The sequence below is a fragment of the Pararhizobium sp. IMCC3301 genome, from assembly GCF_030758315.1.
GTDB lineage: Bacteria > Pseudomonadota > Alphaproteobacteria > Rhizobiales.
Genome location: NZ_CP132336.1, coordinates 4,115,816 through 4,142,525, shown reverse-complemented (window position 1 = coordinate 4,142,525; position 26,710 = coordinate 4,115,816). Strand labels below are relative to the sequence as shown.

At 57.4% G+C, this 26,710-nt stretch carries 23 protein-coding genes; 10 read left to right on the top strand and 13 right to left on the bottom strand.

The window, feature by feature from the left end:
* Positions 1-108: 108 nt before the first annotated feature.
* From RAL88_RS19775 to RAL88_RS19750, 6 genes are all read right to left on the bottom strand, one after another.
* Positions 109-1,014, bottom strand: a complete 906-nt coding sequence (locus RAL88_RS19775; RefSeq protein ID WP_306265824.1) for an MBL fold metallo-hydrolase — start codon at positions 1,012-1,014, stop codon at positions 109-111.
* Between the two features lie 227 nt (positions 1,015-1,241).
* Positions 1,242-1,925, bottom strand: coding sequence for an ABC transporter ATP-binding protein (locus RAL88_RS19770; RefSeq protein WP_306265823.1), 684 nt, complete (start codon positions 1,923-1,925; stop codon positions 1,242-1,244).
* A complete protein-coding gene (locus tag RAL88_RS19765) occupies positions 1,915-2,673 on the bottom strand; it encodes an ABC transporter ATP-binding protein (RefSeq protein ID WP_306269769.1) in 759 nt (252 codons plus the stop codon). Before RAL88_RS19765 ends, RAL88_RS19770 begins: the two co-directional genes overlap by 11 nt.
* A 1-nt stretch (position 2,674) precedes the next feature.
* Positions 2,675-3,664 carry a branched-chain amino acid ABC transporter permease gene (locus RAL88_RS19760; protein WP_306265821.1) on the bottom strand — a complete coding sequence of 330 codons (990 nt, stop codon included), beginning with the start codon at positions 3,662-3,664 and terminating at the stop codon, positions 2,675-2,677.
* Positions 3,657-4,589 carry a branched-chain amino acid ABC transporter permease gene (locus tag RAL88_RS19755; protein WP_306265819.1) on the bottom strand — a complete coding sequence of 311 codons (933 nt, stop codon included), beginning with the start codon at positions 4,587-4,589 and terminating at the stop codon, positions 3,657-3,659. Before RAL88_RS19755 ends, RAL88_RS19760 begins: the two co-directional genes overlap by 8 nt.
* A gap of 76 nt (positions 4,590-4,665) precedes the next feature.
* Positions 4,666-5,817, bottom strand: coding sequence for an ABC transporter substrate-binding protein (locus RAL88_RS19750; protein ID WP_306265817.1), 1,152 nt, complete (start codon positions 5,815-5,817; stop codon positions 4,666-4,668).
* A gap of 123 nt (positions 5,818-5,940) precedes the next feature.
* Here RAL88_RS19750 and hyi point away from each other — a divergent pair, with 123 nt between their 5' ends.
* Positions 5,941-6,711, top strand: coding sequence for a hydroxypyruvate isomerase (gene hyi / locus RAL88_RS19745; protein ID WP_306265816.1), 771 nt, complete (start codon positions 5,941-5,943; stop codon positions 6,709-6,711).
* 252 nt (positions 6,712-6,963) lie between these two features.
* On the opposite strand, the gene RAL88_RS19740 is transcribed toward hyi, so the two are convergent.
* From RAL88_RS19740 to RAL88_RS19720, 5 genes are all read right to left on the bottom strand, one after another.
* Positions 6,964-8,109: a Gfo/Idh/MocA family protein gene (locus RAL88_RS19740; RefSeq protein ID WP_306265814.1), complete on the bottom strand. Its 1,146-nt coding sequence runs from the start codon at positions 8,107-8,109 to the stop codon at positions 6,964-6,966.
* A gap of 9 nt (positions 8,110-8,118) precedes the next feature.
* Positions 8,119-9,429, bottom strand: a complete 1,311-nt coding sequence (gene xylA / locus RAL88_RS19735; RefSeq protein WP_306265812.1) for a xylose isomerase — start codon at positions 9,427-9,429, stop codon at positions 8,119-8,121.
* Positions 9,430-9,439: 10 nt separating this feature from the next.
* Positions 9,440-10,942 (bottom strand): xylulokinase, encoded by a 1,503-nt coding sequence (gene xylB, locus RAL88_RS19730; RefSeq protein WP_306265811.1) that lies wholly within the window; start codon positions 10,940-10,942, stop codon positions 9,440-9,442.
* A gap of 118 nt (positions 10,943-11,060) precedes the next feature.
* Positions 11,061-12,341 (bottom strand): glycerate kinase, encoded by a 1,281-nt coding sequence (locus RAL88_RS19725; protein ID WP_306265810.1) that lies wholly within the window; start codon positions 12,339-12,341, stop codon positions 11,061-11,063.
* Positions 12,338-13,036 (bottom strand): L,D-transpeptidase, encoded by a 699-nt coding sequence (locus RAL88_RS19720; RefSeq protein WP_306265808.1) that lies wholly within the window; start codon positions 13,034-13,036, stop codon positions 12,338-12,340. Before RAL88_RS19720 ends, RAL88_RS19725 begins: the two co-directional genes overlap by 4 nt.
* Before the next feature lie 222 nt (positions 13,037-13,258).
* Between RAL88_RS19720 and RAL88_RS19715 the strand changes: the two genes are divergently transcribed.
* Both RAL88_RS19715 and preA read left to right on the top strand, forming a co-directional pair.
* Complete coding sequence (locus tag RAL88_RS19715; RefSeq protein ID WP_306265806.1) at positions 13,259-14,623, top strand: NAD(P)-dependent oxidoreductase; 1,365 nt, start codon at positions 13,259-13,261, stop codon at positions 14,621-14,623.
* A 12-nt stretch (positions 14,624-14,635) separates the two neighbouring features.
* Positions 14,636-15,967, top strand: coding sequence for an NAD-dependent dihydropyrimidine dehydrogenase subunit PreA (preA, locus tag RAL88_RS19710; RefSeq protein WP_306265804.1), 1,332 nt, complete (start codon positions 14,636-14,638; stop codon positions 15,965-15,967).
* A 58-nt stretch (positions 15,968-16,025) separates the two neighbouring features.
* Here preA and RAL88_RS19705 read toward each other — a convergent pair whose 3' ends face one another.
* Together RAL88_RS19705 and RAL88_RS19700 are read right to left on the bottom strand one after the other, a co-directional pair.
* Entirely contained in the window at positions 16,026-17,078 is a 1,053-nt protein-coding gene (locus RAL88_RS19705) for a saccharopine dehydrogenase family protein (RefSeq protein WP_306265803.1), read from the bottom strand.
* A gap of 72 nt (positions 17,079-17,150) precedes the next feature.
* Entirely contained in the window at positions 17,151-17,810 is a 660-nt protein-coding gene (locus RAL88_RS19700) for a TetR family transcriptional regulator C-terminal domain-containing protein (protein WP_306265801.1), read from the bottom strand.
* A gap of 286 nt (positions 17,811-18,096) precedes the next feature.
* On the opposite strand from RAL88_RS19700, the gene RAL88_RS19695 reads away from it, so the two are divergent.
* The 7 genes from RAL88_RS19695 to RAL88_RS19665 all read left to right on the top strand — a co-directional run bounded on the left by RAL88_RS19695 (position 18,097) and on the right by RAL88_RS19665 (position 26,687).
* Positions 18,097-19,425, top strand: coding sequence for an aspartate aminotransferase family protein (locus RAL88_RS19695; RefSeq protein ID WP_306265800.1), 1,329 nt, complete (start codon positions 18,097-18,099; stop codon positions 19,423-19,425).
* 12 nt (positions 19,426-19,437) lie between these two features.
* Positions 19,438-20,931: a CoA-acylating methylmalonate-semialdehyde dehydrogenase gene (locus RAL88_RS19690; RefSeq protein WP_306265798.1), complete on the top strand. Its 1,494-nt coding sequence runs from the start codon at positions 19,438-19,440 to the stop codon at positions 20,929-20,931.
* Between the two features lie 43 nt (positions 20,932-20,974).
* A complete protein-coding gene (locus RAL88_RS19685) occupies positions 20,975-22,225 on the top strand; it encodes a Zn-dependent hydrolase (protein WP_306265797.1) in 1,251 nt (416 codons plus the stop codon).
* A 62-nt stretch (positions 22,226-22,287) separates the two neighbouring features.
* Positions 22,288-23,736 (top strand): dihydropyrimidinase, encoded by a 1,449-nt coding sequence (gene hydA, locus RAL88_RS19680; RefSeq protein ID WP_306265795.1) that lies wholly within the window; start codon positions 22,288-22,290, stop codon positions 23,734-23,736.
* A 44-nt stretch (positions 23,737-23,780) separates the two neighbouring features.
* Entirely contained in the window at positions 23,781-24,599 is an 819-nt protein-coding gene (locus RAL88_RS19675) for an ABC transporter ATP-binding protein (RefSeq protein WP_306265793.1), read from the top strand.
* Positions 24,592-25,527: an ABC transporter permease gene (locus tag RAL88_RS19670; protein ID WP_306265791.1), complete on the top strand. Its 936-nt coding sequence runs from the start codon at positions 24,592-24,594 to the stop codon at positions 25,525-25,527. The genes RAL88_RS19675 and RAL88_RS19670 overlap by 8 nt, the downstream gene beginning before the upstream one ends.
* Positions 25,527-26,687 carry an ABC transporter permease gene (locus tag RAL88_RS19665; RefSeq protein WP_306265789.1) on the top strand — a complete coding sequence of 387 codons (1,161 nt, stop codon included), beginning with the start codon at positions 25,527-25,529 and terminating at the stop codon, positions 26,685-26,687. The genes RAL88_RS19670 and RAL88_RS19665 overlap by 1 nt, the downstream gene beginning before the upstream one ends.
* The last annotated feature ends 23 nt before the right edge of the window (positions 26,688-26,710 follow it).

Sequence of the window (26,710 nt, the reverse complement as noted above, 5' to 3'; positions counted from 1 at the left end):
CATAGGCACGTTGCAGGAATGCCGGATTTGACCTGCATCAAACCCGGACAGCTTTGTGCGGACCGTTTCCCGGCTGAATTGAGCCGGAACCAATCCAGGGTTTGAACCCTAAAGTCCGTTGACCGGCACTTTCAGTGTCGGATTACCATCCTTGTCCCTGGGCAGATGCCCGGCGCGCATATTGACCTGCAGCGAGGGAATGATGAGTTTCGGCATCGCCAATGTCGCATCGCGCTCCTCGCGCACCCGAACGAAAGTTTCTTCATCAACGCTGTCATTGACATGAATATTGTGCTGCCGCTCTGCGCCAACCGTGGTTTCCCAGCTTATGTCGCGGCCATTGGGGCCATAATCATGGCAGATGAACAGCCGCATCGCTTCGGGCAGAGACAGGACCCGCCGGATTGAATGAAACAGCTTGCGGGCATCGCCGCCGGGGAAATCCGCCCGCGCCGAGCCGCCATCCGGCATGAACAAGGTATCGCCGACAAAGGCGGCGTTGCCCATGACAATGGTGATGCAGGCCGGAGTGTGGCCAGGAGTGCTCATGATATGCGCCGTCATGCTGCCGATGGTGAGTGTGTCGCCATCTTCAAACAGGCGGTCAAACTGCGAGCCGTCGCGCTGAAACTCGGTACCTTCATTGAAGATCTTGCCGAAGGTATCCTGCACTTCGATGATGCGGGCGCCGATGCCCAGCTTGCCGCCAAGCTGCTGCTGAATATAGGGCGCACCGGAAAGATGATCGGCATGAACATGGGTTTCCAGAATCCATTCCAGCGAGAGATCATTGTCGCGGATATAGGCGATCAGCTCATCAGCGCTTTCCGACGAAATCCGGCCGGCCGAATAATCAATATCCATCACACTGTCGATGATGGCGCAGGCCTTGCCGGCCGGGTCCCTGACGACATAGGAAATCGTGTTGGTGGCCTCGTCAAAAAATCCCTCGACCGCCGGTTTCGTCGACAGATCGGGTGTGAACGGGATCGATTGATTTTCGAAATCACTCATAATGTTCTGCCCTGATTGCGGCTGTTCTGCCTGTCATTCCGGCTGATGGCTTGATAACCGGTCCGCACAGACATCAGCTTCGCATGTCTTGTTGTCACTGCACTTTATGTTGGATTTCAGGCGCTTGAGCCTGAACCGCATCGTGTTGCGAATGGTAGCACGGTTCCGGGGCCAGAAAAACTAATTTGGCAGCTCTGTCGCGTGGCTCAAGATTTGTGAACCCGTGCCTAAACGCCAAGGAAGCGCTGTTGCAGACCGGCAGTCAGGCCGGTGGCGGGTCCGGACCAGACCGACCGGCCTTTTTCCAGGATCGTGCAGTGCCCGGCTATCTGCATCACTTCGTTGAGCGATTTGTCGACCAGCAGGATGGCCTGGCCACGGTCGCGGAGTGTTTTCAAAGCCGTCCAGATATGCGCGCGCACCACCGGCGCCAGACCTTCGGTGGCTTCGTCCAGAACCAGCAGTTTCGGATTTGTCATCAGCGCGCGTCCGATTGCCAGCATCTGCTGCTCGCCGCCCGACAGCGTGTCGGCCATCTGCCGCGCACGCTGGTCCAGGATCGGGAACAGTTCATGGATATCGGCCAGCGTCCATGGGCCAGGCCGGGCGGCGACAAGCAGATTTTCCACAACCGACAGATTGGCAAAACAGCGCCGACCTTCCGGCACCAACCCCAGGCCGAGCCGGGCGCATTTATAGGCAGCCAGCGCGCTGATATTTGTTCCGGCAAAGCCGACCGAGCCGGCCGTCACCGGGTTAAGACCGCAAATGGCGCGGATGGTGGTGGATTTTCCCATACCGTTGCGGCCCATCAGCGCCACCACCTGGCCCTCGTCGACACTCAGATCAACACCGAACAGGACCTGCGTCGCGCCGTAACTGCTGGTCAGATTTCTGACCTCAAGCAACATCGCCAGCGCCCCCCAGATAGGCTTCCTGAACCAGTTTTGAATTGCGGATATCCGCCGGGGTTCCGCTGGCGATGATGCGGCCATAGACCAGTACCGAGATCTCGTCCGCCAGCCGGAAAACCGCATCCATATCATGTTCGACGAGAAGAATCGGCACCGTCTGCTTGAGCTGGTCCAGAAACAGGGTCATCGAATTTGTGCCCTCCGGCCCCAGTCCTGCCATCGGCTCATCCAGCACAAGAAGCTTGGGCTTGAGCGCCAGAGCGCAGGCAAACTCCAATTGCCGCCGTTCGCCATGGGACAGTTCCATGGCGCGGATTTCGGCGCGCTCGGCCAGCCCGACCTTGCGCAGAGCATCTTCTGCCGCCACGCGTAACGCCTGATCCTTCCAGACATTGGCGAAAAAGCGGAAGCTGCCGCCCTGCCTTGCCTGCACCGCCAGCATGACATTGCGCCGCGCCGACCATTCCAGCAACAGGTTCGAGACCTGAAAACTGCGGCCCAGCCCGAGATGAACCCGGCGCTCGGAAGACAGATCGGTGACATCCTTGCCATTGAGGAATATGCGCCCTTCATCGGGTGCGAGAAAACCGGAAATCTGGCCGATCAGGGTTGATTTTCCAGCGCCGTTAGGGCCGATCAGCGCATGGAGTTTTCCCGGCAGCACGCTCAGTGAGACATCATCGCTGGCCTGCACCGCGCCAAAGCGTTTCGACAGATGACGGATCGACAGAACAGGATCAACGATGTCAGTCATGCCGCGTCCTGCCGCCGATCAACCCCATGATGCCGCCACTGGCAAACAACACAGTCGCCAGCAGAATGAGGCCGAGAAAGAACTGCCAGCGGTCGGTCAGAGCGCCCAGATACGTCTCCAGCAGGACAAACACAATGGCACCGATCAGCGGCCCGGTAAGGCGCCCGACACCACCGAGTATGACAAAGATGATCAACTCGCCCGACATCTGCCAGCTCAGAGATGTGGGGCTGACAAAGCCGTTCAACTCGCCAAACAGGGCACCGGCCAGCCCGACAATCATGGCGGATATGACAAAAGCGGTGAGTTTCACCGGAACCGGCGCAATACCGATGCTGGACAGACGCACCGCATTCATGCGCGCACCCTGCAGGGCAGCGCCGAAACGGGCATTGATGAAACGCCAGCACAGCAGCAGCACCAGCAGCAGAACGCTGTAACACAGCAGAAAGAACGAAAACGCGCTGTCGGTGGCAATGCCGGGAAATTCGTTGCGCAGATAGATCGAAAGCCCGTCCTCGCCGCCATAAGCGGGCCAGGAAATGGCGAAATAATACAGCATCTGGGCAAAGGCCAGTGTGATCATGATGAAATAAACGCCGGATGTGCGCAGCGAAATCAGCCCGATCAGCCATGCCAGAAGGCCAGCCAGCACCAACGTAATCAGCCAGACAAGCGGCATCTGATTGGTGCCGCCAATGGCAAATGGCACGCTGGCAAACAGGCTTTCATCGAATGAATGAAAAGCGGCAATGCCGGCGACATAGGCCCCGAGGCCAAAAAACGCTGCGTGGCCGAAACTGACCATCCCGCCATAGCCCAGCGCAAAATTCAGACCGATTCCGGCCAGACCGAGAACACTCATCCGGGTCAGCAGATTGACGATATAACTCTCGCCGGACAGGTGGGCGATGAGGGCGGCCAGCGGCAACAGCGCCAGGACCGCCAGGCTGACCCAGCCTTCGCGCGAGATCTCAGACATGACTTGTGCCAGTGGCTGGAAACAGCCCCCGGGGGCGGATTGCCAGCACAATCGCCATCACCACATAAATCGCCATTGATGCCAGTGCCGAGCCGATTGTCGCGGCCTGGGAACTGTCCATGAACAGTTGAAACAGCGCCGGCAGGAAGGCGCGGCCCAAAGTGTCGACGAGACCAACCAGAACAGCGCCGATCAGCGCGCCCTTGATGGAGCCGATGCCGCCGATGACAATGACGACAAAAGCCAGGATCAACACTGGCTCACCCATGCCGACCTGAACCGATGACAGCGCGCCGACCATCGATCCGGCCAGCCCGGCAAGCGCTGCACCAAGGGCAAATACCGCCGTATAGACGAGGCGGATATTGACGCCGAGCGCTGCAATCATTTCGCGGTCCGACTCGCCGGCCCGGATACGCATGCCGAGCCGGGTTCTGGCGATCAGCCAGTACAGAGCGGCCGCAACCAGCAGGCCAACACCAATAATCAACAGCCGGTATTTCGAGTAGGTCAATCCACCGACCAGTTCGACTGTGCCGGAAAAACCGGCCGGCACATCGAGAAACAGCGGCACATCGCCAAACAGCCAGCGTGTGCCTTCCGAGGCGATCAGGATCAGCGCGAAAGTGGCCAGCACCTGATCTAGATGGTCGCGGCTGTAGAGCCGCTGCATCACGACGACTTCCAGAACCGCGCCTGCAACCGCGGCACCTGCCATGCCAGCGATCAGACCGAGCCAGAACGAGCCGGTTTCAACCGAAACGAAAGCACAGAAAAAAGCTCCGATCATGTAAAGCGAGCCGTGGGCCAGATTGATCAGACCCATGACGCCGAATACCAGCGTCAGGCCGGCCGCCATCAAAAACAATGTGACGCCCAGTTGCAGCCCGTTCAGAACCTGCTCTGCAATCAATAAGGTCGACATTCAGGCCTTTCCAGACTCGTAGAAAACCCGGCTTCAGCACACAGGTCTGAAGCCGGGCCGGATCGTGACTTGCAGATTACATCTTGCAGTCGGCCGCGTAGGCGTCCTGATGATCTTCCAGACCGATTGAAACGATCTTGTTGGTCAGAATATCGCCTTCCTTTACGACTTCGCGAACATAGATATTCTGAATCGGGTGCTGATTGGGTCCAAACCGGAAATCACCCCGAACCGACTGAAAATCAGCCGCACGCAGCGCCTCACGGAAGGCCGCCTTGTTTGACACATCCGCCTTCGCGGCGGCAGACAGGATCAGATTTGCCGTGTCAAAACCCTGACTGGCATAAAGCGATGGCAGACGGCCATATTCTTCCTGAAAGGCGGCGACAAAAGCCTTGTTGGCCGGGTTCGGCAGATCTTTTGACCATTGCGAGGAATTCTTGACCCCCAGCGCTGCATCGCCAACTGCGGCGAGAATGCCCTGATCAAATGAGAATGCCGGGCCAAGCACCGGAATGCCGACTTCGGACTGGGCATATTGCTTCATGAAGGCAATGCCCATGCCGCCGGGCAGAAAGAAGAAAACGCTGTCGGCCCCGGAGTTCTTGATCTGGGCAATTTCCGCAGCATAATCGGTCTGGCCGAGTTTGGTGTAAACCTCGCCGGTCAGTTCACTCTTGTAAAAGCGTTTGTAGCCGGTCAGTGCATCCTTGCCCGCCGGATAGTTCGGAGCGATGATAAAACTCTTCGTATAGCCAGCGTCATTGGCATAATTGCCCATCGCTTCGTGCAGATTGTCATTCTGCCATGCCGCATTGAAATAATTTTCATTGCAGCCCTTGCCTGCCAGTGCCGAAGGACCGGCATTGGGGCTGATATAGAAGGTGCCGCCACGCACTGCCTTGGGAACAACGGCCATTGCAAGGTTTGACCAGATGATACCGGTGAGCACATCGACCTTGTCGCTGGAGATGAATTTGTCGGCAATCTTCACCGCGTTTTCGGGCTTGCGCGCATCATCTTCGATGAGCAGGTCGATCTGCTGATCCCCGGCCATCTTCAGGGCCAGTTGAAAACCGTCGCGCACATCAATCCCCAGGCTGGCACCGCCGCCGGACAGGGTGGTGATCATGCCGACCTTGAGTTCCGCCGCAGCGGGCGAGACCCAGGCTGCGGAAAAAGCTGCCAGGGACAAAGCAGTGGTCGCTGCCAAAAAAGTTTTCTTCATAAAAATCTCCCGGTTGCACAAGGGGCTGTCCCCTTTGATTGTTTTGTCGCTGTGCTTGTTGTAAACGGCTCGCATGCCATTCAGCAAGCATCTCCTGACTGGTGACCGAGAGTAAGGATCAATATGCCCAAATTCGCTGCCAATCTGAACTGGCTTTTCACCGACCTGCCCATGCTTGAGCGGTTTGATGCTGCCAGCAGCGCCGGCTTTAAAGCTGTCGAATATATGTTCCCGTATGATTATGATATCAATCACTTGGCGAAAAAGCTTGAGGATTTGAATCTGAGTCAGGTTCTGCACAATATGCCGCCGGGTGATTGGGCCGCAGGTGACCGGGGGCTTGGCTGCCTGCCGGACCGCGTTGATGAGTTCCGCAAATCCGTCGGCATCGCCATCAACGCCGCCAAGGCGCTGAATTGCCCGACGGTGAACTGCCTGTCGGGGATCGCACCTGCCGGTATTGACCTGGCGTTACTGGAGCAGACCTTTGTGGAAAATCTGCGCTATGCGGCCAGCGAATTTGCTAAAAACGACATTCATCTGGTTATCGAAGCGATCAACACACGCGACATGCCCGGCTTCTATCTGACCACCTCCGCACAGGCATTCGACATTATCGAAAAGGTCGGATCCGATAATCTGACGCTGCAATATGACATCTATCATATGCAGGTCATGGAGGGGGATCTGGCCAACACGCTGAGCGAAAATCTCCACCGTATCGGACATCTGCAACTTGCCGATAATCCGGGCCGCCATGAGCCAGGCAGCGGAGAGATCAATTATCCGTTCCTGTTCCGGCACATTGACAAAATCGGCTACAAGGGCTGGATCGGCTGCGAATACAAGCCTGCGGGTGACACGCTGGCCGGACTGGGCTGGATGAAAATTTGACCTGACTGTTGCCCGAGCCGTAATCAACCGGCTCGTCCTGCATTTCCAGATGCAGCCGGTTTCCGGTGCAGGGATTGTCACGCGCCACCGCTTCGTTCAATTCGGCACCAGGACCGGGTTCTGCAGACGGGATGATATGCCCGTCTTCGACCCGGATCGGGTTTGCCAGAAGCGCGGCATGAAAACCGCCGTAAGTCTGAATTGCCTCAATGATGAGAAAAATCGGCAGGGTGACGGCACTAGCCAATCCGGCTATCTTTCGATTTCGGTCCAGGCCGAATCCGCCTCGCTTGATTGCACGCAGGCGACAATGAAGGCAACGCCTTCCACGCCGTCATTGACGGTTGGAAAATGAACCGCTTTATCCGGCGTCTGGCCATTGCGAAAAGCGACAATCGCGGCGGCGGCCTCGCTGTAGATATTGGCAAACCCTTCCAGATAACCTTCAGGATGTCCCGGCGGCACGCGGCTCATGCGTTCCGCTTCCGGCCCAAGGCCCGGTCCGCCGCGCGTCAGGATGCATGGCGGTTTGCCAAACGGTGTGTGCACCAACCGATTCGGATTTTCCTGTTCCCATGACAGACCGCCCTTGGTGCCGTAAATCCGCAGTTTCAGTCCGTTTTCATTGCCAGGAGCAACCTGGCTTGCCCAGATCATGCCTTTTGCGCCATCTTCATAGCGCAGCATCACATGAACATTATCGTCGAGATCGCGGCCAGAAACAAAGCTGGTGAGATCCGCTGCGACCTTTTCCGCTTTCAGGCCGGACACGTAGCCGGCCAGATGAAACGCATGGGTGCCGATATCACCGACACAGCCGCCAATGCCCGATTGGGCGGGATCGGTCCGCCATGCCGCCTGCTTCTGGCCGGTTCCTTCAATCGCGTCGGTCAGCCAGTCCTGGGGATATTCCGCCTGAATGACCTGGATTTTCCCCAGATCCCCATTGGAGACCATGGCTTTGGCATGCCGGATCAGCGGATAGCCGGAATAATTATGGGTCAGGACAAACAGCCTGCCACTGGTTTCCACCAGTTTGACCAGTTCTCTGGCATCTTCAATGCTAGTGGTCATCGGCTTGTCGCAGATGACATGAATGCCAGCCTCCAGAAACGCTTTGGCCACCGGAAAATGCATGTTGTTCGGCGTCACGATCGCAACCGCTTCGATGCCGTTTTCGCGTGCCGCTTCCGCTTTCGCCATCTCGGTAAAATCACCATAGGCACGATCAGGGCTGACGCCCAGTTCCTCAGCCGAATCCTTGGATTTTTCGGCTGTCGATGAAAATGCGCCAGCGACCAGTTCAAAGTGATTATCCATGCGCGCAGCGATCCGGTGAACGCCGCCGATAAAGGCACCCTGCCCGCCACCGACCATGCCGTATTTGATCTTGTTCATAAGGCTCTCTTACACGTATCGGTTGACGATATTCTCCAGATATTCCTGGCGACCGGACTTTGGCTCCGGGTTGATGCCGGCAGAATGCACCCACTGGGCAATGTCTTCAAGCTTGTAGGTTCCATCCAGCATGTTCTGCGCTTCAGGATGGTTCCAGCCGGCATAGCGGTCCTCCACAAAGCCGTCCAAAACGCCCTCTTCGAGCATCACTGCCGCCGCTTTCAACGACCGCGCCAGAACGTCAATGCCGCCAATATGCGAGACAATCAGATCTGCCGGATCCAGCGACTGGCGGCGCAGCTTGCTGTCAAAGTTGAAGCCGCCATTGGTCAGGCCACCGCCTTTCAGAATGTAATACAGCGCCAGCGCCATTTCCGGCACATTATTGGGGAACTGATCGGTATCCCAGCCGGACTGATAATCATTGCGGTTGGCATCCACCGAGCCGAAAATCCCCAGTGCCATCGCGGTGCAGATTTCATGCTCGAAGGAATGGTTGGCGAGAACCGAGTGGCCAACCTCGATATTGACCTGGACTTCGTTTTCCAGACCATGTGCCTGCAACAGTCCGTAAACCGTGGCCACATCAAAATCATATTGATGTTTGGTCGGCTCCTGCGGCTTCGGTTCAATCAGGATGGCGCCCTTGAAACCGATTTTGTGTTTGTAATCAACGACCATGCTGAGAAAGCGGCCAAGTTGATTCAACTCCCGTTTCATATCGGTGTTGAGCAGCGTCTCATAGCCTTCGCGGCCGCCCCACAACACATAATTCTGTCCGCCGAGCTGATGCGTCACATCCATGGCGTGTTTGACCTGTGCCGCCGCATAGCCGAATACAGCGGGGTCCGGGTTGGTCGCGCCACCGGACATGAAGCGCTTGTTGGAAAACAGATTTGCCGTGCCCCACAACAGGCGGGTCTTCGAGGTTTCCATTTTCGCTGCAAAAATGTCGGCGATGGCGCTGACATTGCTGTTGCTCTGTTCCAGCGTATCGCCTTCCGGCGCGATATCGCGATCGTGGAAGCAGAAAAACGGCGCACCGAGAATATCGAACATTTCAAACGCCACATCGGCTTTCAGCCGTGCGGCATCCATGCTCTCGCCAAACCACGGGCGATCAAAAGTCTGCCCGCCGAACGGATCTCCGCCCGGCCAGCAGAAGCTGTGCCAATAGGCAATTGCCACGCGCAAATGATCTTCCATGGATTTGCCCATGACCATTTCACCGGGGTTGTAATGACGGTAGGCGAATTCGTTTTCGCTGTCCGGCCCCTCATACTGAACCGGCGCAATGTCGCCGAAAAAACCTGTACTCATGTGTTGTTCCTCACGCGTTTAGCAATGGTTTGAGCGCTGGATAAAGCGCGCGGTAACTTTGGTATTTGTCCTGATAGGCATTTGTCAGGCGCGCATCCGGCGAGATCGTTTCGACAATCCGTGGCTGGCTACAAACCTGGGCCGGGTCTGCGCCGGTTGCTGCCATCAGTCCGAGCCGCGCAGCACCGAAGCCGCCACCGAAATCACCGGCTTCCGGAAGATGCAGTTCTATGTTCAAGGCTGTCGCCAAAATTTCCAGAAGAGCTTTGCTGCGCGCGCCGCCACCGGCGACAAGAGCGCTGTCAATACGGGAGCCCGCATCGGACAGGACACGCAGACTGTCGCAGAAGGCAAAAGCGATTCCTTCCAGCACCATCTGTGTCAGAACTTTCTTGTCGGTGCTGTGATCCAGCCCGATAAAGGCACCGCGGGCAGAGGCATCATTATGCGGCGTGCGCTCCCCGGAGAGATAGGGCAGGAACAATCCCCGCGCCGGGCCGCGCAAGGGTCCCTCCAGCGCTGCCGTCAGGTCCGGTGCCGGTGTTCCCGTGGTCAAGGAGAGCCATGTGAGACTGTCCATGGCCGACAGGATGACGCCCATCTGATGCCAGGTATCAGGGATTGCATGGCAGAAGGCATGCACCGCGCCTTCCGTGTTCGGTGAGAACCTGTCATTGCTGACAAAGACCACACCGGACGTGCCCAGAGAGACAAAGGCCGAGCCGGGCACAACGGTGCCAAGACCGCAAGCCGATGCGGCATTGTCGCCACCGCCGCCGGCGACCGCAATTGTTCCGTTCAGTCCCCACTCATCGCGCAGTTCTTGGCGCAGATGGCCGGAATTCTCGCTGCCCTCCACCAGCCGTGGCATGTGGTCCATGGTCAGCCCGGTCGCTTCCACCAGATCAACGGACCAGTCGCGTTTTGCCACGTCCAGCCAGGCGGTGCCGGAGGCATCGGACATTTCAGAGGCAAATTCGCCGGTCAGCCACAACCGCACATAATCCTTGGGCAGCAGCACTTTGTGAATGGCTTCAAATATCTTCGGCTCATGTTTGGCAACCCAGGCCAGTTTGGGGGCGGTAAAGCCAGCCATGACGATGTTTCCGGCAATGCCGCGAAAATCCGCTTTGGCTTCAAGTTCAACACATTCCTGCGCCGAGCGTCCGTCATTCCACAGGATGCAGGGCCGCAAAGGCCTGTGATCGGAGCCAATCAGCGTCGCGCCATGCATATGGCCAGACAGGCCGATTCCGAGCAGCCGTGACAGCGCTTCCGGCCGGGCAGCCTTGACCTTTGCCACGGCCTGCCGCGTTGCCGTAATCCAGCTGTCCGGGTCCTGCTCTGACCAGCCGGGCTGCGGGCGGGAGACTTCCATCGGTGCGGTTTCGCTGGCAAGAATCGACTGGTCGGCAGCGATCAGCACCGCCTTGACAGCCGAAGTGCCGATATCAAGACCAAGGTAGGTCGGTGCAATGCCCGCACCCGGCTCATTCTTTGGGCCTTCCAGCATGTGCGGCACCTCCCCTCAAAGTTTTCGGCCAACAGCGTATGTGCGAGGCACGCCAAGATCAACTCTCGACAGCGCGCCCGACTTGATGGGTTTCCATCAATCCGTGCATCAGTGCCGGTCAGACCGGATCGATCAGAATAACCCGCAGATCATTGACATTTGTCCGGGTTGGCCCGGTCATCACCAGGCGGTCCAGAGCCTCAAAGAAGCTGTAACTGTCAAAGCCGGTCATATCCTCAACCGCACGCCGGCCGGCCGCCTGCCCCAGAGCGATATCGCCGGGAAGATAAACCGCCCCCGCATTGTCCTGTGTCCCGTCAATGCCGTCAGTGTCGCAGGCCAGCGCCGACACACCTGTCATGTCATTGGCGGCCATGGCAAAACTCAGCAGGAAGGCCGTATTGCGCCCGCCCCGTCCCGCAGGCCCGTTGACGGAAACCGTGGTTTCACCACCGGAAATCAGCGCCACCGGCGGCGCAACGGGCTGCTGGTAGGTGCGCACCTGTTTTGCAATTCCCGCCATCACAAGGCCGACGTCCTTCGCTTCACCCTCGATGGCATCGCCAAGAATGACAGGTGTATAGCCAGACTGCCTTGCAACATCAGCAGAAGCTTCGAGCGAAGCCTGGGGTTTGGCAACCAGAATGGCCTCGGCAGCGGCAAAACAGGCGGCAGAAGGGTCTGGCGATTCAGCCCTTTTTGAGCGCAGAAATGCTTTGACGTTTTCTGGCAGATCGATCTTGTAGCGTGCCAGAATAGCCAAGGCGTCGGCTGCGGTTGATGGATCAGCAATGGTCGGGCCTGAAGCAATGGTGCCGAAATCATCGCCCGGCACATCAGAAATGCCCAGTGTGACCAATCGGGCGGGATAGGCAGCCGCTGCCAGCCGGCCGCCTTTGATGGCGGACAGATGCTTGCGGACGACATTCATCTCATGGATGGTCGCGCCGCATTTCAACAGCGCCCTGTTGACGATCTGCTTGTCATCAAGGCTGAGCCCCTCTCCCGGCAGTGGCAGTAGCGCAGAGCCGCCTCCCGAGACCAGAAACAGCACCAGATCGCCTTCATCTGCGGCACTGGCAAGCGCCAGAATCCGCCCGGCGGCAGCCATGCCATTGGCGTCCGGGACCGGGTGACTGGCTTCTACGATTTCGACGTGGCGACAGGCCACCCCGGCGCCATATTGGGTGACGACCAGGCCGTCCGGAATCAGCCCCCAATTGTTGAGGACATGGGTTTCGGCAGCCCGCGCCATTGCGGCGGAGGCTTTGCCGGCCCCCAGGATGATGACCCGGCCGGACGGCTTTTGCGGCATGAAGGGCGGCACCACCAGATCCGGGTTGGCGGCTGCAACCGCTGCATCAAACATTTGTCGCAACAATGTTTCTGCCGGGCTCATGCTGAAGCCTCGCCGTCCACCTGGGGACCCAGCACAATAATGGGTGTGTATTTCCCGACCCGTTCATAGAGGTCGATCACGTCCTGGTTCCACATCCGGATACAGCCACTGGATACGGATTTGCCAATCGAATCCGGCTCAGGCGTGCCGTGAATCCGGTACAGCGTATCGACATCACCTTCAAACAGGTAAAGCGCACGCGCGCCAAGGGGATTGTCGGGCCCGCCTGCCATGCCTTCAGGGCCGTATCGCTGCAACTCCGGCCGGCGTTCGATCATCTCGGCCGGTGGACGCCAGCTTGGCCAGCGGCGCTTTCCGGCAATATAGGCCCGACCGGACCACGCCATCCCGGCTTTACCAACGCCGACGCCATAGCGCATCGCATAATTGTTCTCATGGACGAGATAGAGATAATGATTGGCCGGATCTACCACCACGGTGCCGGGCTTTTCACTCGTCTCGTAGCGCACCACCTGGCGTAAAAGCCGCCTGTCTGCGGTTTTGGCAACGTCCAGAGCCGGTAGCGGAAACTCTTCCTCCGGCCTTGGCCCGTAGGCAGCAGTGTAGAATTCATCATCGAGCAAACCGACATCCAGCCCGTCGGGCGTACACGCTGCCAAAACAACAGCTGCGCTGCCCAGCAGCAGGCTGCGGCGCGACAGGAAAAGGAATGGGGACGGTGGAGCTGAAGTCATCTGATACCTGAAATCTGATCTGCATTCCCGGTTTACGCAAGCCAGAGGGCGGTGACAAGAAAAACAGGTGGCAGTGCCGGTTCAACCGAACATTTTCCGGTGTTTTTCCAGCAGAATTCCGGCGCTGCGCCTGATGCCGGGACCCGGTTTGCGCTAATGGCACTGGACAATCTGAAAAAAATTTGTCCAAATGGTAAAATATTTTGGCAAGGGAGAGCCCAGATGGCAGATCACGCACAGGCACTAGACATCCAGGCACCAGACATCAAAGCCGGGCGGCTTGAGGCTGAGGATTATGTCAAAAACTTCTCGGACGCCTATCCGCTTCTGACGAAGCGGGAGGCTTTCGTTGAGTCAGAGCGCTGCTATTTCTGCTATGACGCGCCGTGCGTCCAGGCCTGTCCGACCTCCATCGATATCCCGCAATTCATTCGTCAGATCGCCACTGATAATCCGGATGGTTCGGCCAAGACTATTTTCGAGCAGAACATTCTCGGCGGCATGTGCGCGCGGGTCTGCCCGACCGAACAATTATGCGAAGAGGTCTGTGTTCGCGAAGTGGCTGAAGGAAAGCCGGTCAAGATCGGCCAACTGCAGCGCTATGCGACCGATCATTACATGGCGCATAAGGAGCAGCCCTTTGAACGGGCGGCCGCCACCGGCAAGAAGGTGGCTGTGGTCGGTGCGGGCCCGGCAGGACTGTCCTGCGCGCACCGCCTCGCCAGCCATGGTCATGATGTCGTACTGTTCGACGCCAGGCAGAAAGCCGGCGGTCTCAATGAATATGGCATCGCCGCTTACAAGACCACGCAGAATTTTGCCCAGAAAGAAGTGGATTTCGTGCTCGGCATTGGCGGCGTCACGCTTGAAACCGGCAAGGCATTGGGTCGCGATTTCTCACTGGCGGATTTGCGCAACGACTATGATGCGGTCTTTCTGGGAGCGGGCCTTGGCGGTGTCAATGCGCTTGGCATTGAGGGTGAAGAGGCTGATGGTGTGATGGATGCGGTCAGCTATATCGCGGATCTGCGCCAGACCGATCAGTTGCAAAATCTGCCCGTCGGCCGCAAGATTGTCGTGATCGGCGGCGGCATGACCGCCACCGACATTGCCAACCAGACCAAACGTCTGGGGGCCGACGAAGTTACAATCGTTTATCGCCGTGGTCATGAGCGCATGAATGCCAGCGCCAAAGAGCAGAAATTTGCCCAGACAACTGGCGTCACCATCCGTACCTATGCGGCTCCGAAAAAATTGGTCGCCAATGGCTCCGTCAGCGCCATTACCTTCGAGACGATGCGCGATGACAATGGCAGGCTGACCGGGACCGGCGAGACTTTCACTCTGGAAGCGGATATGGTGTTCAAGGCAATCGGCCAGACCCTGCAAAATGCGGATTTGAGTTCTGAACTGAACCAGATAGCCCTTGAGAATGGCCGCATCAAGGTCGATGAAAACCGCAAAACCAGCCTGCCCGACGTGTGGGCCGGCGGAGATTGCGTATCCGATGGCAACGATCTGACCGTCATCGCGGTGGAGGACGGCAAGATTGCCGCGGAACACATCAACTCAGTCCTGAAAGCGTAGGGAGACAGACCCATGGCAGATCTTCGCAGCAATTTTGTCGGCATCAAATCCCCGAACCCGTTCTGGCTGGCCTCGGCACCGCCAACCGACAAAGCCTACAATGTGGTGCGGGCCTTCAAGGCCGGCTGGGGTGGCGTCGTCTGGAAAACACTTGGCGAAGACCCTCCCATCGTCAATGTCAATGGTCCGCGCTATGGCGCAATCTGGTCGAATGACCGGCGCCTGATCGGGCTCAACAATATCGAACTGATTACCGACCGGCCGCTGGAGATCAATCTGCGCGAGATCAAGCAGGTGAAACGTGACTGGCCGGACCGGGCCATGGTGGTCTCTCTGATGGTGCCATGTGAAGAGCATTACTGGATCGACATCCTGAAACAGGTCGAAGACACGGAAGCAGACGGTATCGAGCTGAATTTCGGCTGCCCGCACGGCATGTCGGAACGCGGCATGGGAGCCGCCGTCGGCCAGGTTCCCGAATATGTGGAAATGGTGACACGCTGGTGCAAGCAGCACTCGAATATGCCGGTGATTGTGAAGCTGACGCCGAACATCTCGGACATTCGCGGTCCGGCCCGTGCGGCCCACAATGGCGGGGCTGACGCAGTGTCGCTGATCAACACCATAACCTCGATCATGAGCGTCAATCTGGATACCTTTGCGCCGGAGCCGACGATTGACGGCAAAGGAACCCATGGTGGCTATTGCGGCCCTGCGGTCAAACCAATCGCGCTCAACATGGTGTCGAAAATCGCCACCGATCGGGACACACCGGGTTTGCCGATTTCCGGCATTGGCGGCGTCACCACATGGCGTGATGCGGTGGAATTTCTGGCGCTCGGCTGTGGCAATGTTCAGGTCTGCACCGCCGCCATGACCTATGGCTTCAAGATTGTTGAAGACATGATCGACGGCCTGTCCGACTATATGGACGAGAAAGGCTTCTCCGATGTTTCGGAGATTGTCGGCAAGGCCGTGCCAAATGTCACGGATTGGCAGTATCTCAATCTCAACTACATTACCAAGGCGGTCATCAATCAGGATCTGTGTATCAAATGCGGCCGCTGCCATATTGCCTGTGAAGACACGTCACATCAGGCCATTACTTCCATGCTGGACGGCGAGCGGCACTTTGAAGTGATCGACGAAGAATGCGTCGGCTGCAATCTGTGCGTCAATGTCTGTCCCGTTGAGGACTGCATCACCATGGAGGAAATGACGACGGGCGTTGATCCACGCACCAACACGCCAATTTCTTCGGAATATGCCAATTGGACTGAACATGTGAACAATCCCTCGTCACCGAATTTCATCCCGGCAAAGGCGGTTGAACCGGCGGAATAGCGCGATGGCAAAGCAGCGTGTCACCGGCAGTCTGAACTTCCGCAGCGGCTAAACCCTATCAGTTGAACAACCGGCCGGTATCGGTTTCCAGAAACCTGTCCAGCGGAATATCTTCCTGCTTGAGGAAGCCGTTTTGCGGCAGACTGCCATTGCGCACCATTTCAATGACCGCAACAACCGACGCGGATGTTGTCCAGGCAATCGCAGTGCGCGGTTTTCCGCCGATTTCGATGGGCCGGTAGGTGCGGACAAACTCGGAGCGCCGGAGCGCGCCGGAAACCAGGCCCTCAGCGGCGACATGCACATAGACCACATCCTGATCGACCGGCGGTTTCGCGTTGGTCAGAATCTCGCCGGCAATATCGCGGCGCTCGCGCATCAGCAATTCATGAAAGAAGAAATTCATCAATTGCACATGGCCCGGATAGCGCATCGATTTATAGTCAAGATTGGCGATGCGGCCATGATAGGTTTCACACATGGTGCCAAGTCCGCCGGAGGTGGTGAACGCCTCCAGCTTGACGCCGTCAATATACAGCGTTTCCAGCCACTCCATCGCCGAAACCAGTTTGCGCTCGCCATCTTCAATGACCTCGCAATCATTGAGATATTCATTGACGACGCCTTCCGGTGACCAGTTGAAGGCATAGCCCATCAGACCTGTGGGGTTTTGCGGCAAGGCCCCGACCCGCATGCGCAGCGAGCGGCACTCATCAAAGCCGGCCACCAGTGAAGCTCCGACAATGCCGACAAAACCCGGCGCGAGGCCGCATTGGGGAGCCATCAGACTGTTGCCCCGGGCACTCAATTCGCGGATGAAACCGGTCGTCGAGACATCTTCCGTCAGATCGAAATAATGAATGCCGGCCTGGTGGGCCGCAGCGGCAACCATCGCATTGAGATGATAGGGCAGACAGGACAACACAGCGTCATGATCGGCGCATAGGCATTTCAAAACCTCCGGAGAGGAAATGTCGTCACTCAAAACCGGAATGTCGTGAAGGGCTTTTGCCGCCTGGTCAAAACCGGTGACCTGCAATCCTGCCTGGCGCAGCAGCACAGCTGCCAGCGAGCCGATCTTGCCAAGACCCAATACTGCAATTGTCTTCATGTCTGGTCCTTGTGTGAACAGTTTCGCAGCAAAACGCCGGGATGTGAAAACGTGCTCCAGTGATACACCGGCTTACGATTTTGGCAACAGCCCCTTCATCAGCACGGTTTCAAGTGTGTCTTCGGCAGCGCGATAGGTTTCATCACGTCCTGCATCGCCCAGAAGCGCGGAAACCTGAACCTCGAAATCGGCATAATGCTGGGTGGCTGCCCAGAGCATGAAAATCAGATGATATGGATCAACCGGGTTGAGTTTTCCGGTCTCGCACCAGTGCCGGATCACCGCCGCCTTTTCTTCGACCAGAGCTTTCAGATGGCCCTTCAGAACATTGGCGAGCAGCGGTGCGCCGTGGAGAATTTCATTGGCATAGAGCCGCGAATCCTCAGGCCGCTGCTTCGACAGCGCCAGTTTGGCGCGCATATAGCTGAGAATCTGGTCTGCCGGATCGCCGTCAGGATCGAGTTGCTCCAACGGTTCCAGCCAGCGCTCCAGAACGAGTTCCAGCACGGCGATGTACAGAACCTTCTTGGATTTGAAATAATACAGCAGATTGGGTTTGGTCATGCCGGCGGCATCGGCAAGCTGATCGACCGTCGCGCCGCGAAAGCCGGTCGAGGCAAAGACGCCCAGCGCCCCGTCAAGAATACGTTCCTGATTGCGGATCTGGATACGGGTCGGCTTGCGGGATTTACTTCTGACCCGCTGGCCCGCTCTGGTTTCACCAAAATCCATATTCGCTCATGCCTGCTTCACTGGAGACGCCGCGTCGATGGTTTTCATGGCATCCTCCTGTTTGCGGAGTTGCCTTTGAAATGACCCGGAGGAAAGGGGTTGTGGGCTTTTCCGTTTGTGTCTAACGTCTCATTTGACCAATTGGTCAGGAATTCTGTTTTCACCTAACGGCGTGGCCGTGCGAATGTCAAATACACTTCCGCCGGCAGTTGTTTTTTGAAGATCGGACTTGTTTTTGAGGAACAATGTCTGCGTGGATGTGAATGGCCGGGAGAGCAACGACATCATGAATATTCAGACGCCAAACAAGAATAACAGCCTTGAAGCCTTCTGGATGCCGTTTACGGCAAACCGGCAGTTCAAGGAAGCCCCGCGCATGTTTGTCGGGGCAAAGGACATGCATTACACCACCGCTGACGGTCGCAGTGTCCTGGATGGCACGGCCGGATTATGGTGCGTCAATGCCGGACACTGCCGCCCCAAAATCACCGAAGCCATTCAGAAGCAGGCTGCCGAGCTGGATTATGCGCCGGCATTTCAGATGGGCCACCCGAAAGCATTCGAGTTGGCCGAGCGGCTTGTCAGCTACATGCCCGATGACATCAATCATGTGCTCTATACCAATTCCGGCTCTGAATCGGTTGAAACCGCACTGAAAGTCGCACTGGCCTATCATCGCACAAAAGGCGATGGTTCGCGGTTCCGGCTGATCGGCCGCGAGCGCGGTTATCATGGTGTCAATTTCGGCGGCATATCTGTGGGCGGTATCGTTTCCAACCGCAAAATGTTCGGCACATTGCTGACCGGTGTCGATCATCTGCCACACACCCATGATATTGCGCACAATGCCTTCACCCGCGGCATTCCCGAACATGGCGCTGATCTGGCCAATGAGCTGGAACGGATATGCACACTTCACGACCCCTCAACGGTTGCTGCGGTGATTGTCGAGCCGGTTGCCGGCTCAACCGGTGTGCTGATTCCGCCGCAAGGCTATCTGCAGCGGCTGCGCGATATATGTGATAAATACGGAATATTGCTGATTTTCGACGAAGTCATCACCGGTTTTGGCCGTCTTGGCTCGCCCTTTGCGGTTCAGCATTTCGGTGTCATTCCGGATATTGTGATTACGGCCAAAGGGCTCACCAATGGTGTTATTCCGATGGGGGCGGTATTTGTCAAAGACCATATTTACGACGCTTTCATGCAAGGCCCGGAACATATGATCGAGTTCTTTCACGGCTACACCTATTCCGGCAATCCGATGGCCTCGGCTGCTGCGCTTGGCGCTCTGGACACCTATGAGGATGAAGGGCTGTTTCAGCGCGGCCAGGAACTTGGCCCCTATTGGGAAGATGCACTGCATTCACTGAAGGGCCTGCCCCATGTCATCGACATCAGGAATATCGGGCTGATCGGCGCCATTGAGCTTGAACCGATTGCAGGCGAGCCGACCAAACGCGCCTTCTCCTGCTTCCTGGAGGCCTATGAGCGCAATCTGCTGATCCGCACCACAGGTGATATCATCGCATTGTCACCACCGCTGATGATTGAAAAAACGCATATTGACGAACTGATCGACACGCTGTCCGGTGTGTTGAAAGACGCAGCTTGAGGAATTTGATGAATGGCACGTGTAGATAATATTATTGGCGGAAAATCCCATGCCAGCCAGAGCGGGCGCACCATGACGCTCTACAATCCGGCGACCGGTGAGCCAAATGGCGAAGTTGGCATGTCAACCGCATCTGAACTCGACATGGCGGTGCAGGCTGCAAAGGCGGCGCTGCCGGCCTGGGCAAATCTGCCGCCGCTGAAACGCGCTGCGGTAATGTTCAAATTCAAATTCCTGGTCGATCAGAATTTGGACCGGATAGCCGACGCAATTTCCGCCGAGCATGGCAAGACCCATGATGATGCGCTTGGGGAAGTGCAGCGCGGACTGGAAGTGGTGGATTTCGCCTGCGGCATCCCGCACCTGCTGAAAGGCGAGTTTTCGCGCAATGTCGGGCCGGCAATCGACAGTTATTCCGACCGCCAGCCGCTGGGCGTCGTGGCCGGAATCACTCCGTTCAACTTTCCGGCAATGGTGCCGCTGTGGATGTATCCGATGGCGATTGCCTGCGGCAATTGCTTCATTCTGAAACCCTCCGAAAAAGATCCCTCTGCCGTCAATCTGGTTGCCGAATTATTCAACGAAGCCGGATTGCCAGCTGGCGTTCTCAACGTAGTGCATGGCGACAAGGAAGTTGTCGACGCGATTCTGACCCATAAGGACATCAAGGCGGTATCCTTTGTCGGATCGACCCCGATTGCAGAATACGTCTACCACACCGGAACCGCCAATAATAAGCGGGTCCAGGCCCTTGGCGGCGCAAAGAACCATATGGTGATCATGCCCGATGCCGATATCGACAAGGCGGTTGATGCGCTGATGGGTGCCGGATACGGATCTGCCGGCGAACGCTGCATGGCAATTTCGGTCGCCGTGCCGGTCGGCGATGCGATTGCCGACAAGCTGGTGGAAGCGCTGAAGCCGCGCATTGAATCGCTGAAAATCGGACCCTCCACCGACGCTCAGGCGGATATGGGACCGTTGGTTACCAAACAGCACAAGGACAAGGTCGTCGGCTATATTGATGCGGGCGAAAAAGAAGGCGCCGAACTGGTGGTCGACGGACGCGGATTGAGCCTGCAGGGCTATGAGAACGGCTACTTCGTTGGCGGCACTCTGTTTGACCGTGTGACCACCGATATGTCGATCTACAAGGAAGAGATTTTCGGCCCGGTTCTGTCGGTCGTCCGCGCCGACAGTTTTGAAACCGCAACGAAAATGGTCAATGATCATGAATTCGGCAATGGCACTGCAATCTTCACCCGCGATGGTGATGCGGCGCGCAGCTTTGCCAACAATATCGAGGTTGGCATGGTCGGCATCAACGTGCCGATTCCTGTTCCCGTCGCCTATCACTCCTTCGGCGGCTGGAAACGGTCTTTGTTCGGCGATCATTCGATATACGGACCGGAAGGCATTCGCTTTTACACCCGGTTGAAAACGGTTACCAGCCGATGGCCCGATGGCATCAAGGATGGTGCGGTGTTTACGTTCCCGACTATGTAAAGTCCGCATTTCGGCAGGTAACACCAGAACAATTGAGGCAGACATGGCAGCACCAAGTGACAATCTGAAGATCAATGGCGACCGGCTTTGGGACATGCTGATGGAAATGGCCAGGATCGGACCTGGCATTGCCGGCGGTAACAACCGGCAAACCCTGACCGATGAAGATGGTGAAGGCCGTATCCTGTTCCGCAAATGGTGTATCGACGCAGGCCTGACCATGGCGCTCGACCAGATGGGCAACATGTTCATGCGCCGCGAGGGCACCGACCCGGACGCCCTGCCGGTGTATGTTGGCTCGCACCTTGATACCCAGCCGACCGGCGGCAAATATGACGGAGCTCTGGGCGTTCTGGCAGGGTTGGAGATTGTCCGTACCCTGAATGATCTCGATCTGAAAACCCGGCGCCCGATTGTGGTGGCCAACTGGACCAATGAAGAAGGCACCCGCTTTGCCCCGGCAATGCTGGGATCGGGCGTGTTTGCCGGAATGCATGACCAGGACTGGGCCTATGGGCGCAAGGATGCGGAAGGCAAATCCTTCGGCGAGGAGTTGAAGCGGATCGGCTGGCGCGGCGAGGAAGCGGTTGGTGAGCGCAAGATGCACGCCTTCTTTGAACTGCATATCGAGCAGGGTCCGATCCTTGAGGCCGAGGGCAAGGACATTGGCGTCGTGACCCATGGCCAGGGCCTGTCATGGACCCAGGTGACGATCACCGGCAAGGAGAGCCATACAGGCTCCACGCCAATGCCGATGCGCCGCAATGCCGGGCTGGGCATGGCGCGGGTGCTGGAGCTAGTTGACGAAATCGCCTGGTCCCACAAGCCTGATGCGGTCGGGGCCGCCGGGCATATTAATGTCTATCCCAACAGCCGCAATGTCATCCCCGGCAAGGTGGTTTTCACAGTCGATCTGCGCTCTCCGCAGCTGGCCGTGATTGAAGATATGGTAAAGCGTCTCAAGCAAGGTGCGCAAAAAATCTGTGATGAGATGGGGCTCGGCGTTGAATTTGAAAAGGTTGGCGGCTTTGACCCCATCACATTTGATGAAACCTGTGTCAGCGCCGTGCGTGATGCCGCAAAGCGCCTTGGCTACAGCCACCGTGACCTGATTTCAGGGGCCGGTCACGATGCCTGCTGGATCAATCGGGTGGCACCGACAGCAATGGTGATGTGCCCCTGCGTCGATGGCCTGTCGCACAATGAAGCGGAAGATATTTCGCCGGAATGGGCAAAAGCCGGTGCAGATGTGCTGTTTCATGCGGTGGTGGAGACGGCTGAAATTGTTGAATAGCCGACAATGCAGGCCGGCAGAACAGACGCAACAGCCCGAGATAAAACTGAGGAGTTCAAACCATGAGTAAAGTCATTAAAGGTGGCACGATCATCGCCGCTGATCGCACCTACAAAGCCGATGTGCTGATCGAGGGCGAGAGCATTGCCGCCGTAGGTGCCGATCTGGACGGCGACGAAATTATCGATGCCTCGGGCTGCTATGTGATGCCGGGCGGAATTGATCCGCACACCCATCTTGAAATGCCTTTCATGGGGACGCATTCGTCTGACGATTTTGACACCGGAACGGCGGCAGCACTGGCTGGCGGCACCACAATGGTGGTAGATTTCTGTCTGCCGGACCCCTCCGGCGGGCTGATGGAACCGTTGCAGCAATGGTACCAGAAGGCAGGCAAGGCACGCACCGACTATTCCTTCCACATGGCCATCACCGGGTGGAGCGAACAGATTTTCAATGATATGCCGAAAGTCGTCGCCGAGGGCATCAATACCTTCAAGCATTTCATGGCCTATAAGGGCGCTTTGATGGTGGATGATGATGAAATGTTCGCGTCCTTCTCGCGCTGTGCGGAAATCGGCGCGATGCCGCTGGTGCATGCCGAAAACGGCGATGTGGTCGCGCAACTCCAGCAAAGACTGCTGGCAGAGGGCAATAACGGACCGGAAGCGCACGCCTATTCCCGCCCGCCTGAAGTTGAGGGAGAAGCTGCGAACCGCGCTATCATGATTGCCGATCAGGCCGGCGTTCCGCTTTATATTGTCCATGTCTCCTGCGAGCAGGCCCATGAAGCCATCCGCCGGGCACGGCAGAAGGGCATCCGGGTCTATGGCGAGCCGCTGATCCAGCACCTGACACTCGATCAAAGCGAATATTTCAATCCGGACTGGGATTATGCCGCACGCCGCGTCATGTCGCCGCCATTTCGCGACAAGCTCAATCAGGATGGGCTCTGGGCCGGACTGGCCGCCGGCAGCCTGCAGGTTGTGGCGACCGATCACTGCGCCTTTACCACCGCGCAGAAGCGGTCCGGCATTGGTGATTTCACCAAAATTCCGAACGGCACAGGCGGCCTGGAAGACCGGATGCCGGTGTTGTGGAGCAAAGGCGTGCGGACAGGCCGCCTGACCATGAATGAATTCGTGGCTGTCACCTCGACCAATATTGCCCGCATCCTCAACATGTATCCCAAAAAGGGTGCCATCATGCCCGGCGCAGATGCCGATATTGTTATCTGGGACCCGGAAGCATCGAAAACAATCAAGGCTGAAAAACAGAAATCAGCTATTGATTACAATGTGTTCGAAGGGTTTGAAGTTACCGGTCTGCCGGTGATGACGCTGAATCGCGGCGAGATCGTTTTCAAGGAAGGCGACGTGACCGGAGAGACGGGCCGTGGCCGTTTCATCAAGCGCGAAGCCAACCCACCGGTCAATCAGGCCCTGTCGAAATGGAAAGAACTGACCTCGCCGCGCAAGGTTGAACGCAGTGGCATACCAGCAGGTGTGTGATTGCAGGACGGGCGATCGCGGAGCCGAACAATGTTGGTATTTGAATGAGCAGTGACCCGGCCCTGAAGGAAACGGAGGTGACGGAGAAATCTGTCATTCAGATTGACGATCTGTCGCTCACATTTGAAACCAATGACGGCCCGGTCCATGCCCTGTCGCATATTGATCTGTCGATATCGGAAGGCGAGTTTGTGTCTTTCATCGGCCCGTCCGGCTGTGGCAAGACTACCCTGCTGCGCGTCATCGCGGATCTGGAACGGGCGACGGGCGGCGCAATCACCGTCAATGGCATGTCGCCGGAAGAAGCCCGGCTGCAGCGGGCCTATGGCTATGTCTTTCAGGCCGCAGCGCTGTACCCGTGGCGCACTATCGAGCGCAACATCGCACTTCCGCTGGAAATCATGGGGCTGTCAAAAGACGAGCGGAACAGCCGCATCGCCAAAAATCTTGAACTGGTCAACCTGACCGGATTTGAGAAAAAATTTCCCTGGCAGCTCTCCGGCGGCATGCAGCAGCGCGCCTCGATTGCCCGTGCTCTGGCGGTGGAGCCAAAACTTCTGTTGATGGATGAGCCGTTTGGCGCGCTCGACGAGATTGTGCGCGATCACCTCAACGAGCAATTGCTGAAACTATGGGAAAAAACCGACAAGACCGTGGTGTTTGTCACCCACTCCATTCCAGAGGCCGTGTTTCTGTCGACCAAGATTGTGGTGATGTCGCCACGGCCCGGACAGGTGCATGATGTGATTGACTGTAATCTGCCGCGCCAGCGCAGTCTGGATGTTCGCGAATCTGCGGAATTTCTTGATATCGCACACCGGGTGCGCGAAGGGCTGCGGGCCGGGCATTCCTACGATGACTGACGTGACCGCTCCACCGGTAACCATTTTGCGCCCCGGCCTTGTCAGCCGCGCTCTGTCCGGCACAGTGCTTCCGGTTGTGGTGGTGGTGCTTGGCATTATCGCCATCTGGTACGCGGCTTCCGTCGGGCTGAATGCGCAATTTCAACGCAGCCTCGACGCCCGTGCTGAGGTCAGTCCTTCGACCGTAGATTTTATTGTGTCGGCCCTGAATCAGGAGCGGCCTGTTCTGCCTTCTCCGCATCAGGTTGCTGAAAATCTGTGGGACACAATTGTCAACAAGAACATCACGTCAAAGCGCTCACTGGTCTACCATGCCGGAGTGACACTGGCCCCGACATTGCTTGGTTTCCTGATGGGCACCGGCCTTGGCATTCTGCTGGCCACCATTATTGTCCATGTGGTTTCCATGGAAAAAAGCCTTATGCCCTGGGTCATCATGTCCCAGACTATTCCAATCCTCGCAATTGCGCCGATGGTGATTTTGGTTCTCGATGCTGTCGGCATTCGCGGGCTGCTGCCAAAAGCGCTGATCTCGACCTATCTGTCGTTCTTTCCGGTGACCGTGGGCATGGTGAAGGGGCTGCGCTCGCCCGACAAGATGCATCTTGATCTGCTGCGCACCTACAATGCCAGCCAATGGCAGACCTTCTGGAAGCTGCGCTGGCCCTCTGCCCTGCCCTATCTGTTCACCAGTATGAAAGTCGCGGTTGCGATTTCTCTAATCGGCGCCATTGTCGGCGAGTTGCCGACCGGAGCTGTCGCCGGGCTTGGCGCAAGGCTGCTGTCCGGATCCTATTATGGCCAGACCGTGCTGATCTGGTCGGCCCTGCTGATGGCGGCATTTTGTGCTGCCATGCTGGTCGCACTGGTTGGAGTGGCCGATAGATGGGTGCGCCGACGCATGGGCGAAAAAGCGGAGGCGGGCTGATGAGCCAGACGCGCACCGCTTACCAAATCCCTTCTCTGCCCGAGGAATGGCGTGAACCGCTGATCTGGCTGGCCATTCTGGCTGCAATCATAGCCCTGTTCCTGCCGCTGGCATTTCTGGCTGGCAATGATGGCATCCCGAAGCCTCTGCGCACGCCTGGCGGTCTTTGCGTACTGCTCATTGCCGGCGCACTGATTTCAGTTCGCCTGCAGGGTTGGCTGGGTGATTTATTGCTGTTTCTTGCCGCCCATCTGACCGCCGCTGTGCTGCTGTTCATGCTGCCGGCCTATAGCGGTGCCGCAAGTTGGGGCTTCTGGCTGCTTCTGACCGGCAGTTGGCTGCTGGCCTGGCAGACAGTGGCGCGTATTTCCACCCGCACTTTCTCAGGCAGAGCGCAGACCGCACTTGATCTTGGCATTCCCATCCTGTTCGGTTTCTGGCTTTTGCTGTTGTGGGAAATGATCGTGGTCGGAGCCGGCATTCCCTTTGTCCTGCTGCCGCCACCCAGTCAGATCGGATTGCGCATCGCAGAATCCCTGCCGGTGCTGTGGGCTGATTTTCAGCAGACATTCCTTCTCGGCGTGGTGCCGGGCTATATCATCGGTTGCGGTGCCGGATTTCTGGTTGCGGTTCTGGTCGACCGGGTGCCGTTTCTGCAGCGCGGTCTCCTGCCCGTCGGCAATATGGCCTCGGCGCTGCCGATCATCGGTGTGGCTCCGATTATGGTGATGTGGTTCGGATTTGGCCCGGCTTCAAAAATCGCCGTCGTCGTGATCATGATTTTCTTCCCGATGCTGGTTAATTGTGTCGCCGGATTTGCCTCAGCCGGCAGTATGGAAAAAGATCTGATGCGGACGTATGCGGCGTCTTACGGACAGACCCTGTTGAAATTGCGCCTGCCCAACGCAATGCCGTTTATTTTCAATGCATTGAAAATCAACTCCACACTGGCCCTGATTGGCGCAATTGTCGCGGAATTCTTTGGTTCCCCGACGGTTGGCATGGGTTTTCGCATCAGTACCGAATTTGGCCGCTTGAATACGGATTTGGTCTGGGCCACCATTGCAGTTGCGGCTCTGGCCGGTTCGACGTTCTATGGTTTGATCGCGCTCGTAGAGCGCAGAATAACCTTCTGGCATCCTTCGGCACGCGGTCGATGACTTTGAACTGTGACTAATCGCTG